This is a genomic window from Bathymodiolus japonicus methanotrophic gill symbiont, from assembly GCF_019721995.1.
In the GTDB taxonomy this organism is placed as follows: domain Bacteria; phylum Pseudomonadota; class Gammaproteobacteria; order Methylococcales; family Methylomonadaceae; genus Methyloprofundus.
In genome coordinates this window covers 17,177-31,586 of the sequence record NZ_BLYC01000017.1, presented here as the reverse complement: position 1 = coordinate 31,586, position 14,410 = coordinate 17,177, and the positions used below count along the sequence as shown (strand labels likewise).

The window sequence follows — 14,410 nt, the reverse complement described above, 5'->3', positions numbered from 1 at the left end:
TTCGCAGTCTTATGCATATAAAAAAGCCCTTTGTTTATCAGGCAAAGGACTTTTTCAGCTTTATGTAAAATTCGACAGGCTGTGAAGCTACACCCTAGATGGCTTGCTTATACTTTATGATAGACTTCTGCGCCCTCATCCAGGAACTGCTGAGATTTCTCATCCATGCCTTTTTGTAGCGCGTCTTCTTCTTTTATGCCTTTTTCTTTTGCATACTCGCGTACATCTTGCGAGATTTTCATAGAGCAGAAATGGGGTCCACACATAGAACAGAAATGGGCAATTTTTGCAGAGTCTTTGGGTAGTGTTTCATCATGAAAAGAACGCGCTTTTTCCGGATCCAGAGCGATATTAAACTGATCTTCCCAACGAAATTCAAAGCGCGCTTTAGACATAGCATTATCACGCGCCTGCGCGCCAGGATGACCCTTGGCTAAATCAGCAGCATGTGCCGCAATTTTATAAGTCACAATCCCTTCACGCACATCTTCTTTGTTAGGCAAGCCCAAATGCTCTTTTTGCGTTACATAACAAAGCATCGCACATCCATACCAGCCGATATTTGCTGCGCCGATCACTGAAGTAATATGATCATACCCTGGAGCAATATCTGTGGTGAGTGGCCCTAATGTGTAAAATGGTGCCTCATCACAATCTTCTAGCTGCTTGGTCATATTTACTTCAATCATGTGCAGTGGCACATGGCCCGGACCTTCAATCATAGTCTGAATATCATGCTTCCAGGCAATTTTTGTCAGCTCACCCAGGGTTTCCAGTTCAGCAAATTGCGCTTCATCATTAGCATCGTAGATTGAACCTGGGCGTAAACCATCACCTAATGAAAATGACACATCATAGGCTTTCATGATCTCACAAATATCTTCAAAATGTGTATATAAGAAGCTTTCGGCATGGTGTGCCAGACACCATTTCGCCATAATAGACCCTCCACGCGAAACGATACCTGTCATGCGTTTAGCTGTCATGGGCACATGATGCAAGCGTACGCCAGCATGGATCGTAAAATAATCCACGCCCTGCTCCGCTTGTTCAATCAGCGTATCGCGGAAAATTTCCCATGTGAGATCTTCAGCTTTACCATCCACCTTTTCCAATGCCTGATAAATAGGTACAGTACCAATAGGCACCGGTGAGTTGCGTAAAATCCACTCCCGGGTTTCATAGATATTCTTACCCGTGGATAAATCCATAATGGTATCGCCACCCCAGCGGATGCCCCAGAGCATTTTCTCCACTTCTTCTTCTATCGAAGATGTAACCGCTGAGTTGCCTAGATTACCATTGATTTTCACCAGGAAATTACGCCCAATAATCATTGGCTCTAATTCTGGATGATTGATATTACAAGGGATTATCGCACGCCCTCGAGCAACCTCATCACGCACAAACGCAGGCGTAATCTCATCAGGTATAGATGCACCAAATGACTGACCTTTATGCTGGCCTTTATACAAACTCCGCATTTCCTGCATATTCTGGTTTTCACGGATAGCGATATATTCCATCTCAGGAGTAATTATGCCTTGTCTGGCATAATGCATTTGCGAAACGTTTTTTCCTGCTTTCGCCCGACGTGGCTTACGTATGTGTGCAAAGCGCAAATCAGCAGTTGCGGGATCATGCAAGCGTTCCTGACCAAAGTCCGAACTAGGGCCGAACAAAGCTTCGGTATCATTACGTTCGGCAATCCAGGCATCACGAATCCCTTCCAGACCCTGCTGTAAATCAACTTCTACATTGGGATCTGTGTAGATGCCGGAAGTATCATAGACATATAAAGGTGGATTTTTTTCTGCACCAAAATGCACAGGTGTATCAGAGAGGGTAATTTTACGCATGGGCACGCGTATATCGGGACGACTCCCCTGAATATAAATTTTTTCTGATGCGGGATAAGAGTCAATTTTTACACTACTCTTTGCGGTCGCGGAAATATCTTTGGGAACTGCGCTCATGTATCTCTCCAATTTCAATAGAACAAGGCGCAGGTAAGTCTTTAAAAGCAACGCAGAACGTTACTTAGGGCTTTCCTACGCCAGTATTAGCTGGTCTCAGGTTCGAAGGGTGTGGTCTCAGCTACACTAATAAGTAGCACCCCTAGCCTTTTAGAAAATACTACAACATAAAGGAAATTGTCGTACTTTGCAACTATATCGCTCTTATCTTTAAAAAACACAGGTGTATTTTCTTCAAGCCGTTGATTATTTGAGTTTAACAGCAAATACCGGCCATACGTCCCTAGTGTATTCAGGGTTTATTGTCCATATTTTTCCTGTGAAAATAAGTGATGCCAGTGCGCATACTACATGTCCGGCATTAAAATAGCCGCTGACATAATATTGTCATATTACTTCCGTATAATGTCTAATTTTTGCTATTATTAACTGCGCTTATAATTATAACAAAGGCCTCAAGAGAGATTGTATGGACATTACTAAATTAAATTCCCTAGAAGAACGCGGTGCAAATATGCGCCTGGATTTATTCAAACTTACAGGAGCAATACTGTTCCTGGTCGCTGTTGGACTGTTTATTAGCAAGACCATGGGGCATGTTCCTAACCATACCTTCCTTATTGTGTCTGCAATTATTGGCGGTTACATGGCACTTAATATCGGTGCTAATGATGTTGCCAATAATGTAGGTCCTGCCGTAGGATCTGGCGCTATTTCCTTAATCGGTGCAATCTGCATTGCGATGGTATTTGAATCTGCAGGCGCACTGATTGCGGGTGGCGAAGTTGTCAGTACCATTAAAAAAGGAATTATTGACCCTGCCCTGATTAATGACACTGATACTTTTATCTGGCTGATGCTTGCCGCTTTATTAGCGGCTGCTATCTGGCTGAATATTGCGACCTTTTTTAATGCGCCGGTATCGACCACCCATTCAATTGTTGGTGGCGTTTTAGGCGCGGGTATCGCAGCCGGTGGGTTTGGTATTGCCAACTGGACAGTGTTTGGCAAGATCACGGCTAGCTGGGTTATATCCCCAGTACTTGGCGGTCTTATTGCAGCTATTTTTCTGTATTTAATTAAGCGCACAATTACCTATCAGGAAGATATGCTGCAGGCGGCAAAAAAAATTGTGCCTATCTTAATTGCATTAATGGCCTGGGCCTTTTCTACTTATTTAATTTTAAAGGGCCTGAAAAAAATATGGAAAGTAGACTTTGTCATGGCGGGCTCTTTTGCTTTTGCAATTGCCTTAACAATTTATTTTGCGGTTCGCCCGCTGATTAGCAAAGCGGCCACTCAATTAGTTAACTCAAAAACCAGCGTTAACGCCCTGTTTACCATTCCACTTATTTTTGCCTCAGCCTTCCTTAGCTTTGCTCATGGCGCGAATGATGTGGCTAATGCAGTCGGCCCGTTAGCAGCTATTAATGACGCTATTAATAGCGGCGGCATTGCTAAAAAAGCCGCAATCCCGCTGTGGGTAATGCTTATTGGCGCAGTAGGCCTATCCCTGGGACTCGCCTTATATGGCGCTAAACTGATTCGGACTGTGGGTAGTGAAATCACTGAACTGGATAAAATGCGTGCTTTCTGTATTTCCATGGCGGCTGCAATTACCGTGATTATCGCCAGTCAGCTTGGCTTACCGGTCAGTTCAACTCATATTGCCGTCGGAGCTATTTTTGGTGTCGGTTTCTTGCGTGAATATTTAAAGCGCACCGATGCAAAACGTATTGATGAAATACGGGAACATCATGAACACCAGGACCCGGAAGTAACAGAAGCCTTTTTAGATAAATTTAACAAAGCATCTATTGCGACTAAGTCAAAAATGCTAAAAGAGCTAAAAGCTCAAAAAGACCTGAGCGACTTTACTAAAAAAGAAAGAAGATCACTTAAAAAAGTGTATAAACAGGAATTAGTCAAGCGTTCACATGTTTATAAAATTGCGATCGCCTGGGTAGTCACAGTCCCCACGTCAGCATTTATAGCTGCATTTCTATACTTTACGATTCGCGGCATGTTAATTCCCTAACCTTGCATTTAAAAGCGTAGTTTTTAGCTTTAGGGAGCTGGAAACAAATAATTGGCCAATGTTGGACAGGATTTTTGTTCGTATTCAAGGCATAGTAACAGGCGCATAGCAGACTACGTAAAGTTACTACAACGCAGAAGATGGACAAGAAGACCAGCAGTTTCGGATGATGTGTGTCTCCATCGCCCTTAAACCTAGCTATAAACTACGCCGCTAGATTACCCCATTCCAGGCAACACTACATGTTTTGGAGGTTAAGCGCATTTAGGCTTAATTATTACACTAAACAGTACTTTTAAACTCGCTTTACACACATCTATTAATTACTCGCTTAGAGTAAAAAATATCTATCAGATCAAGCAAGTAAAAACCAGCAATTGGCTTACGCAAGCAATTGATTTTTAACATACTTACTGTATTGTTACAATTTTATACAATTTAACATACAGCTAATAAATTCAAGCTATGCAAGTACTTACTCAAGTTTTACACACAGAGTTATCCACAGCTTTTGTGCATAACTTAATTTTTATAATTACCGATAAGGACTTAGCGCTTTAATATCGATTTTCTCTCACTCCAAAGGCCTAAAGTGAACAGCTCAAAAAATATAATATTAAGCATTGCTGTTCCTATTCCCCTGAATCGCTTATTTGATTACCTCCCTCCAGATAATTATGACCTGCAACAACTAAAGCCGGGTATTCGAGTTAAAGTCCCGTTTGGCAAGCAGACAAAAATAGCCGTACTGATTGAGGTGAAAAACGATGTCGCCTGTGATGTAAGCAAGCTGAAACAGGTAGATGCCATTTTAGATACCGAGCCTTTATTGTCGCATCAGGACATACAATTATTAAACTGGGCAAAACATTATTACCACCACCCTGTTGGTGATGTTTTTATCAGCGCGTTTCCAACCGCTTTACGTAAAGGCAAAACCAGTGAACTCAAGTCCACTGCCTATCACCTAGTTACTGCAACAGGGTCTACTGTAGACGAGTCATTATTAAAGAATGCGCCTAAGCAACTCGCATTATTAAAGCTATTACAATCACAAAGGAATGCCTTAAGCAGTCAGGAAATTGCGAGCTCTTTCAAACTCTGGCGCGCGCCATTAAAAGCTCTGATCACTAAAGGTTACGTATGCACTAGCGATAGCCGCAATTCTCAATCCAGCCATAAGCAGATTACCCTGCAATCCCCACTGACTGCCAACCCTCAGCAACAGGCGGCTATTAATAGCATATCGGCACAATTAGAACAATTTGCGGTGTACTTACTGGAAGGAGTAACAGGTAGCGGGAAAACCGAGGTGTATTTACAAGTGATTGAACAGGTACTGGCACGCAATTTACAAGTGCTGGTATTACTCCCCGAAATCACCCTGACACCGCAATTAGAAGCCCGCTTTAAGCAGCGCTTTTCGGTGCTCATAGAAACCTATCATTCACAGCACAGTGAAAACCAGCGTCATACTGCGTGGATCAAACAGCAGAAAGGTCGTAGCGCCATCTTACTCGGCACCCGATCTGCCTTATTCACGCCCTTACCCAGACCCGGGCTAATCATCCTGGATGAAGAGCATGATGCCTCGTTCAAACAACAAGAAGGCTTTCGCTTTTCTGCCAGAGATATCGCTATCGTACGCGCTAAAATGCTGAATATCCCCATTATATTAGGCTCTGCTACGCCGTCCCTGGAAAGCCTATACAATGTTGATAAAAAGCGATATCAGCTGTTACGCTTACCACACCGTGCTGGAAATGCCACGCCTCCCAGTCTGTCATTACTGGATATCAGAAATCAGGTTTTACAGCAAGGCTTCTCGCCGCCACTGATCAGAGAGATCAACAGAACACTGGCTAAAAATGAACAGGTATTAATATTTTTAAACCGTCGCGGCTATGCACCTACATTAATTTGCCATAGTTGCGGCTGGGTAGCACAATGCTCGCGCTGCGATGCAAATTTAGTCGTGCATTATAAACAGCAAAAACTGCGCTGCCATCACTGTGCCAGTGAACAGGCATTAACGCAGCAATGTCTCGCCTGTAAGTCTGCAGAATTAAAACCTCTGGGGCTAGGCACAGAACGCGTGGAACAGGCATTACACCAACTCTTCCCCGAGCATAAAAGCGTACGCCTGGATCGGGACAGCACTCAGCGAAAAGGTGCGTTACAGCTGCATTTAGATGCGATCAACCAGGGAAAGGTGGATATAATTCTAGGCACGCAGATGCTGGCTAAAGGCCACCATTTCCCAAATGTAACCTTGGTGGTTTTATTAGATGTGGATAGCGGCTTGTTCAGTATTGATTTTCATGCACCTGAAAGGTTGGCACAACTCATTATTCAGGTCGCTGGCCGCTCTGGCCGCGCAACAAAAAAAGGCCGCGTAATTATGCAAACCCGGCAGCCGGAGCACCCCTTGCTAAATACCTTGACACACCAAGGTTATCAGGCATTTGCTAAAACTGCATTAGCGGAACGCAAACAGGCTGAATTACCCCCCTATAGTTATCAAGCTCTGCTACGTGCAAACGCGCATGAGCAGCAACTACCGCTGGAGTTTTTACTGGCCGTAACTGAGTTAATTAATCAGCACAACGATCAAGCCCTGGTATTAGGCCCAGTCCCTGCCCCCATGGCAAAAAAATCCGGCCAGTTTCGTTACCAGCTATTACTGCAACATACACAGCGCAAGCAATTGCACTTATTACTCAACGACTTAATGCCAAAAATCGAAAAACTCAAACAGGCACGCAAAGTTCGCTGGTCTTTAGATATTGATCCGATTGATTTGTATTAACCCAGTCCGGGCAGTTATCTTTACCGCTTGATCGCTTCTTTATAGTGAACAGCTGATTTTCTAAGTTTAACAATGGATCAGCGAGGCTGATACTATTGCTTCAGCAATAAAATTTAAGTCGTATCGTTTTTAAATACCGAATATGGGTGGCTATATTGCACCGCCTCTAGGTAGTCTAGTGCAGGTGAAAATTCCTGGCTGTCATAGCAGGCATTTTGAATCATAACCCGGTGGCCATCAACACTTATTCTTTGCTCATACAGCCAGCGTGCAACCTGCAAAAGTGACTGGCACTGCTGCACGAACAAACGGTGTCGCGTAAAATCTGCCGGCTGATTAGCATCCCAGGGACAAATGGTTTGCAGAATAATCTTGCCTTCGTCCATCCTCTCGTAGATAAATTCCACCGTGCTACCCACAAAACGTACGCCATATGCTCTTACATATATCCACCCATCATTGCCTTTAAAAGCAGGGAGTAATGAAGGATGTAAATTAATAATCCGGTCTGCGTAAGCCTTGCGAAAAGCTACCGAGTAAAACGAGGTGCGGAAGGAAAATACATAATCAATCTGCTGCCGGGCAAGATATTCATCTAGCCATAAGCAAAACTTTCATCGCTGTCAGGCTCTGTATGGATAACTACCGGTAGCCCATGCCCTTCCGCTTTTTTTTGCCGCTGCGCAAGGCTGATCACATACCACTGAGTGAATCAGTGAGCGAAAAAAATTGTTGCCCAGACAGACATCCATCACCGAACCGCCTGTGGACACAACAATAACACAACGTAACAAGCGCTGTTCAGCACTCAAGCAAATTCCCCTTGTCTATAAGCTGGAAAATAATTGTCCGTAACATTCTGCTGTTTCAAGCTGAGAGCCGCATAAGCATCCTGGTTACAGATCCGTCCACACAACTAGGCGGTACGCACATCATTCGTCCAGCCACGCTTGAATGCGGCCAGCCCTGCTCCAGCCTGATTACCATGGTCAGAGCCAGGAATGCCACCCAGGTTTAACCAGCGCAATCGCCCCTTGAAATACTGCATAATAGCCAGCTTTAACGCGTAACCTGCATGTAGTTCATAAGCCCGTGAATTCATGGCAACTAAATGCCCCTGTGCAACCCCTCCCCCTGCACGTACCACCAATCCAGGGCGATAGTCTGCTCACCCTCCGATGCTCGAAATAGCACGGTACCCGGTATGACTAACTGCTGCTCAAAGGCACTACGGGAAAAGGCGCAGATACCCGTAATATTTTTTCGCATCACCAGCTCTCCGTAAAGCCGACACCAGTCGTCCAGATGAGCAACAGGGTCAGTACAGACCTCTATATCCATCTTGCCTTGTGCTTTACGTGCAAATTTAATATGTCAGTTGCTGAAGCATAACTCTCAAGCGGCAGGTCAAGATCTACCACATAGTGTTCTTTTAATGGCACAACACGATCAAAACAAGATAGCAGCAAACCTTTGTCGTAATTGCCAAAGGGGTCACTCACCAGGGTGACAGAAACCAGGTCTGAAGAAATAGTATCTAAATCCGCAGGCAATTGCGTCCAGTCATTGCAGGAAAACATCGGGTAACAGCCCATCGCATCCACCCTGCTACTGTCCGTTATAGATCGACAAAGAAGCCAGCCGCCACTCTCTTTAAGTTCCAATGAAGTACCAAACTCTCCGAGTGAAGCGGCATAAAGTGGATGAAAATACCCTACCGGGGTAATTTGCTTACTGTGCAGGGAGTTGCCTCGCATTTTTTGCTTCCTCGAGTAAGGTGGGTTATTCCAGTATATAGTGGTTAAGCAGCAGTATGAATAAGCTTTTCTGGCAACTAACCATTGATAGTGCTAAGCACCACTCCATTGCCCCAACACATACTGAAACTTATCTTTATCTAAAACTGTATTATCTACTTTTAAGTACACAACTTGTTCGCTAGCCTGTAAAGTCGCATTTTCAACTCCTTTAACACTGATGATATCTGCTATAAATGCATCAAGATTATGCTGCGCAATATCTTCGGTAGACACCAATAAATTGGCAAAATACTGTGGGGAATTCATAAACAGAGCAACCAGTAACCAGGTCGCTGCAGCACCGGCACAGAATAAAAACACATATTGCGCACCCCACTCACCATAGACCCAGCCACCGGTTGTTCCACCAATAAAAGCACCCATAAATTGCGAGCTGGAATACGCGCCCATCGCGGTGCCTTTTAAGTCACCTGGAGCTACTTTTGATACCAGCGAAGGCAGCGTTGCTTCGAGCAAATTAAAACCACAAAAAAACACCCATAAGCCTGCGATCAAAGTAACCAGGGTGGAGTTAAACAGGTACAGCCCTATATGGGCGATAAACACAGTCGCCACTGCTCCGATAAATACCACTTTCATCTTGCGTTTTTTCTCGGCAATAATCACAAATGGAATAATAACCGCCATAGACGTAATGAGTACTGGCAAATACACCATCCAGTGATCTTTGGCAATTAAGCCCGCATCACGCAATAATAAAGGCACAATAATAAAGCTGGCAGTTAACACTAAATGCAGAATAAAAATGCCATAATCCAGACGCAATAAGTCTTTATTCTTTAAAACGTTACTGAATTGTGACGGCACCAGTTCAGCATCACGATGTACTTTGCTATGCTCGGGATTAGGCACCACAAATAGCACTACAAAAATGGCTAAAAATGATAACACGGCAGTTAACCAGAAGATGCCCTGAATACCGGAAAACCCAGCAATAATAGGCCCCAACGTCATCGCGACACCAAATGAAATACCTATACTTGCACCGATCATTGCCATCGCCTTAGTACGATGCACTTCCTGGGTTAAATCAGCAACCATTGCCATAATCGTCGCAGCAATTGCACCGCTACCCTGTAGGGCACGACCGATTAATACACCATAAATTGTGGTCGATAATGCGGCCACCACACTTCCAGCGATAAACAGCAACAAGCCGATGATAATAATTTTTTTGCGCTCAAAATGATCCGACATTAAACCAAACGGGATTTGCAACAAGGCCTGGGTCAACCCATAAACACTAATTGCCAGGCCAATTAATAAAGGCGTTGCACCTTCCAGTGATTCAGCAAATAAAGATAACACGGGGAGTATCATAAATAAGCCCAGCATACGTAATACATAAATACTGGATAATGATAGAGTGGCACGTCGCTCCATTGACGACATAGAGCTTGTTATATCCTGAACGTGTGTCAAAGCTGTAAACTCCTTAGGTTAAAATATGCGGCGACTTCTTTCGCGGCTTGTAGGTAAACATATCATTTTAACAGCTTTAATCACGTAATTTGTGTTTATTCAGCGCAAGCCACTGAATAGCAATAATCGGGATAGCCGACTCTATTCTGCCATCTTCAATCATCGCGTAGGCCTCTGCAAAACTGACTGTAGAAACTAGAATATCCTCATGTTCATGATCCAGCCCGTGAATACCTCCTACATCATCGGCATTCACACGCCCGTAAAATAAGGAAATTCGCTCTGAGATTCCCCCGGGTGATGTATAAAATTCGTTAATCAGGCGCATTTCTTTAACCACGCACCCGGCTTCTTCTTCAGCTTCCCGGTAAGCGACCTGCTCGGCAGTTTCACCGTCCTCTATTGCACCGGCAACAATTTCCAGTAGCCAAGCCTGTTCATGCCGCTCAGGCTGTCCAACCGGGCCCATACGAAATTGCTCAATAATAACCACTTTATCGGCATCGGGGTCATACAGTAACACCGCGACACAGGAACCACGCTGAAATAATTCCCGCGTTAATATTTCGCTATTTCCACCAGCAAACAAGCTATGCTGTACCTGGTAACGGTTTAAGCTAAAAAAACCCTGATACATAGTCTCCTGCTTAAGCACTTTAAATTGTTTTTTCATAGACTTCTCTTTTTATGATTGCAATTTCATATTAATATCACCACTATAGTGTAAACATCTTTTTAATTCTTTGGGAGTATAAAAATCATGATGCGAATTTTTCTTTTTTTAGCCACTAATATTGCCATTATGGTAGTTATTAGTATTGTATTTAGTCTTTTAGGCTTAAGCGGTACATTGGATGCCAATGGCGTTGATTTAAACTTAAATGCCCTATTGGTCTTGTCAGCGGTTATCGGCATGTCCGGCTCATTTATTTCTTTGGCCATGTCAAAATGGTCGGCAAAGCGTGGTATGGGTGTTCATGTTATCGAGCAGCCACAAAATCAGACTGAAAAGTGGCTGGTTGATGTGGTTGCACGCCAGGCACACAGGGTAGGCGTTGATATGCCAGAAGTGGGCATATTCCAGACGGCTGACGCCAATGCATTTGCCACGGGAATGACTAAAAACAGCTCACTGGTTGCGGTAAGCACCGGGTTATTGCAGTCCATGTCACCTGATGAAGTAGAAGCTGTCGTCGGACATGAAATGTCGCATGTTGCCAATGGCGACATGGTCACGATGGCATTAATGCAGGGGGTAGTAAATACCTTTGTGTATTTCTTCGCCAGCGTGATTGGACATGTGGTTGACCGGGTTATCTTTAAAACAGAACAAGGTCATGGCATAGGCTATTATGTAGTGCAGATCATTGCTCAAATTGCCTTATCATTTTTGGCATCAATGCTGGTAATGTGGTTTTCACGCTACCGTGAATTCAAGGCCGACGCAGGTGGTGCCAAATTAGCCGGCAAAGAAAAAATGATCGGTGCGCTACGCGCCTTACAACGCGCACATGAGCCACAAGAGCTACCTGAACAATTTGCTGCATTTGCTATTAATGCCGGCGGTGTAAAGAAGTTATTTATGAGCCACCCCCCCCTGGAAGAGCGCATTGCTGCATTGCAGAAGCGACGTTAATCTTTTCTTCGAGCATAAAAAAGTGGGGAGTCGCTATTTTTGCGAAAGCTTGTTTTGGGCATCCCAGCCCAAGCAAGCGGCAAAAACTTAACGGGACCACTAATGCCTTCGGCGCCCCAGCCGCCCTGCGTCCGCCACAGACTGAGCACAAAGCAGCTCAGTCATGGCTACCACAAATGGCTCTACGGCTATTCGGGATAAAATTTTAGCCTCCCTCGCGCGCTATCGCGCACTTCGGATTGGCAAATTTCCCTGCGCCTTCTGGAGACTATCAGCCCGTCCGGGGCTGACAGCGAATGACTGGACGGCGTTTCGGAATGCCTTTTATTTTGTCTACACCTACGCTAGCGCTACGATTCCGACAAAACAACGGCCCTACGCCTTCTGGGGACTACCAGCCCTCGCTTTCGCTCTCCATGGCTGGCAGCGGGGGCTGAAATAGCCCCTTTTTTAATACTTGATGTCAGCCCGCTTATTCTCTAATCGAAACTCTAACTGAGTTACGCAGTCCATCGATAACAGCTGCATAATCAGCCTGACCCAGTGCCCTGGCAATATTGGCAACGGCCAGTTTCGCCTTCTCAGCATCTTCTGCTGTTTTAACACCGTCTGTAACCGCCAGTAAATTAACTACAACTTGATCCCCTACAGGCGTATCAACCACAACAACAGTCGACTGTCCTGCTAGCGGTTTTGCAGCCTTAAACACTGCCTGATTAAGCTGAGCGGAAATATCCGTGCTATCACGCTTTAAGCCGCTTACTTTTTCAATACTCAAATCCTGCGCCCGGGCAATTTCTGCAAAGCTCTCCCCTGATTGCAATTGCTGCTTAATACTCTCCGCCTGCTGCTTTGCTTGCTCTTTAGCTTGCTGAGTTTGAATCGCGGCAATAATAATATCCTGCACTTCGACCAGAAGCTTAATTTTAGCCAGCAGATGTTCTTTTATGCGCAAGACGACTAACTTATCATCGCCTAATTCTACAGACTCACTATTATTCCCTTGCAGAACCGCTTCGGAAAAAGCCATATTTCTTATCGCCTGCTCGCTGGCAATGCCATCACCCGAATCACGCGTAAAAAACTCCAGCTGTTTGATTTCCAGACCTAATTCATCGGTCACTACCTGTAAATTATCAGAATTTTCAAAGCTCACTTCGGTCAGCACTTCCCCCATTTCATAGAAAGTGGTTTCAGCTTCTGCTCTTTTTACCGCCTCAATCACTTCAGCCTTAACTTCTGCCAGAGTTTTGACTTCTTCAGGCACCAATTCGGTGACCGTAATAAGGTGATAACCAAAATCTGATGCTACTGGCTCGGACACTTCGCCTAACTGTAACTGCGTTGCAGCCTTTTCAAAATCTGGCTCCATCACACCAGTTTCAAACAAGCCCAGATCCCCTCCTGTTTTAGCAGTCAAGGTATCATCCGAAAGTTCAGCCGCCAGATCAGCAAAGGATTCCTCAGCCAGGCGTAATTTTGCCGCCTGTGCATTAGCCAGCGCCTGCTCTGCAGTTGTTGTACTGGTTTTAGCAAATAAAATATGACTAATTTTGCGCCGCTCTTTAGTAGAATATGCGGTGATATTATCTTCATAATAAGCCTGTATCTGCTCTTCAGTCGGCATCACCTCAGCCATTAGCTGGTCTAACGATAGCTCTACATACTCCACCGATACTTGTTCAGTGGTCTGAAAGTCATTTGCATGCTGTTGGTAATAGGCATTAATTTCTTCAGCCGTAGGCACTGCCGTCACAGCCTGTAACTTAACAGTTAAGTACTCAATATCTCGTGTCTGGTTTTGAATCTTGAAAAAACGGTCGATACTCGCGTCAGAGACAAAGCTAGTCTGTGTAATCGCCTTCTGGAATTGCTCCATCAATAAGGCTTTGCCGATACGGTTCACAAACTGGGCAGATGTCATTCCCTGCTGCCCTAACATGGTTTCATACTGCTTTTTATCAAACCTGCCATCACGCTGAAAATACTGCAGTGAAGCTATAAATTCACGTATCGTTGCATCGGTAACTGTGAGATTTTCATCAGTCACGTGCTGTAATAGCAGTTCGTCACGAATAAGCTTTTCCAGCGCCTGTTGCTGCAAAATTTCTTCAGGTATTTGTACATCAGCATACTGCTGCTTAAATTGCGCATAAGCCTGACTTACATCGCGCAGCACAAACTCCTTGTCCCCCACTATGACGACTGCACGTTCCTGCCCACCATCGGTATAGTTTTGCAACCCCCACAATGCAAAGGGTACACAAATTAATATCAAGATTATCCAGGCAAAAGTACCTTGAGTTTTTTCTCTTATTTTTGTCAGCATTAGTTAGCCTTACTCGATTTAAATAAATCAGAGCGAAGATTTATTATTAACTTCACTCATAGGATCATAGTATTCACACGATTAACTCATGATTATAGCAATGTATCTGTATAAATAGAATCACGATGTTAAACTTCACATACTTGTTTTTTAGGCGGTCTAACGAACAAAAACTACCACCCTTACTTGTCTCTTTTTGCTCCTGAGCAAACGATCTCAATCGTTACGTAGAATGACTATGCTCCTCTTGAGATAGTTTGGCCAGACCCAAAATTTCTTCGCAATCGTGGTAACTTTATTCCGTCAAACTGCCTTAGTCTATTAAAATAACAATATACAAAATTTTAAACAAAAAAAAACCCCGCACCAAAAGGACGAGG

General features: G+C 44.3%; 12 protein-coding genes and 1 riboswitch. Of the genes, 5 read left to right on the top strand and 7 right to left on the bottom strand.

What is annotated here, in order from left to right; genetic code table 11:
• Window positions 1–107 precede the first annotated feature (107 nt).
• Window positions 108–1,976 (bottom strand): phosphomethylpyrimidine synthase ThiC, encoded by a 1,869-nt coding sequence (thiC, locus tag K6984_RS18910; RefSeq protein WP_221896926.1) that lies wholly within the window; start codon window positions 1,974–1,976, stop codon window positions 108–110.
• A 55-nt stretch (window positions 1,977–2,031) separates the two neighbouring features.
• Window positions 2,032–2,130: riboswitch (TPP riboswitch) on the bottom strand.
• 315 nt (window positions 2,131–2,445) lie between these two features.
• On the opposite strand from thiC, the gene K6984_RS18905 reads away from it, so the two are divergent.
• Both K6984_RS18905 and K6984_RS18900 read left to right on the top strand, forming a co-directional pair.
• Window positions 2,446–4,014, top strand: coding sequence for an inorganic phosphate transporter (locus tag K6984_RS18905; protein WP_221896925.1), 1,569 nt, complete (start codon window positions 2,446–2,448; stop codon window positions 4,012–4,014).
• Window positions 4,015–4,606: 592 nt separating this feature from the next.
• Window positions 4,607–6,823 carry a primosomal protein N' gene (locus tag K6984_RS18900; RefSeq protein ID WP_221896924.1) on the top strand — a complete coding sequence of 739 codons (2,217 nt, stop codon included), beginning with the start codon at window positions 4,607–4,609 and terminating at the stop codon, window positions 6,821–6,823.
• 113 nt (window positions 6,824–6,936) lie between these two features.
• Here K6984_RS18900 and K6984_RS18895 read toward each other — a convergent pair whose 3' ends face one another.
• From K6984_RS18895 to K6984_RS18875, 5 genes are all read right to left on the bottom strand, one after another.
• On the bottom strand, window positions 6,937–7,395 hold the full coding sequence (locus K6984_RS18895) for a formyltransferase family protein (protein WP_221896975.1): 459 nt from the start codon (window positions 7,393–7,395) through the stop codon (window positions 6,937–6,939).
• 344 nt (window positions 7,396–7,739) lie between these two features.
• Window positions 7,740–7,925 (bottom strand): peptidoglycan bridge formation glycyltransferase FemA/FemB family protein, encoded by a 186-nt coding sequence (locus tag K6984_RS18890; RefSeq protein WP_221896923.1) that lies wholly within the window; start codon window positions 7,923–7,925, stop codon window positions 7,740–7,742.
• A 229-nt stretch (window positions 7,926–8,154) separates the two neighbouring features.
• A complete protein-coding gene (locus K6984_RS18885) occupies window positions 8,155–8,427 on the bottom strand; it encodes a hypothetical protein (protein ID WP_221896922.1) in 273 nt (90 codons plus the stop codon).
• Between the two features lie 246 nt (window positions 8,428–8,673).
• A complete protein-coding gene (locus K6984_RS18880; protein ID WP_221896974.1) occupies window positions 8,674–10,035 on the bottom strand; it encodes an MFS transporter in 1,362 nt (453 codons plus the stop codon).
• A gap of 106 nt (window positions 10,036–10,141) precedes the next feature.
• A complete protein-coding gene (locus K6984_RS18875) occupies window positions 10,142–10,738 on the bottom strand; it encodes an NUDIX domain-containing protein (RefSeq protein ID WP_221896921.1) in 597 nt (198 codons plus the stop codon).
• 87 nt (window positions 10,739–10,825) lie between these two features.
• Between K6984_RS18875 and htpX the strand changes: the two genes are divergently transcribed.
• Genes htpX through K6984_RS18860 form a run of 3 tightly spaced genes read left to right on the top strand, consistent with a single transcriptional unit; the run spans window position 10,826 to window position 12,143 of the window.
• Window positions 10,826–11,701, top strand: coding sequence for a protease HtpX (htpX, locus tag K6984_RS18870; protein WP_221896920.1), 876 nt, complete (start codon window positions 10,826–10,828; stop codon window positions 11,699–11,701).
• Window positions 11,702–11,740: 39 nt separating this feature from the next.
• The gene (locus tag K6984_RS18865; protein ID WP_221896919.1) at window positions 11,741–11,902 is read left to right on the top strand and encodes a hypothetical protein; all 162 of its coding nucleotides are present in this window, start codon (window positions 11,741–11,743) and stop codon (window positions 11,900–11,902) included.
• On the top strand, window positions 11,865–12,143 hold the full coding sequence (locus tag K6984_RS18860; protein WP_221896918.1) for a hypothetical protein: 279 nt from the start codon (window positions 11,865–11,867) through the stop codon (window positions 12,141–12,143). Before K6984_RS18865 ends, K6984_RS18860 begins: the two co-directional genes overlap by 38 nt.
• A 30-nt stretch (window positions 12,144–12,173) precedes the next feature.
• Here the strand turns inward: K6984_RS18860 and K6984_RS18855 are convergent, their stop codons facing one another.
• Complete coding sequence (locus K6984_RS18855) at window positions 12,174–14,030, bottom strand: SurA N-terminal domain-containing protein (RefSeq protein ID WP_221896917.1); 1,857 nt, start codon at window positions 14,028–14,030, stop codon at window positions 12,174–12,176.
• Between the last annotated feature and the right edge of the window lie 380 nt (window positions 14,031–14,410).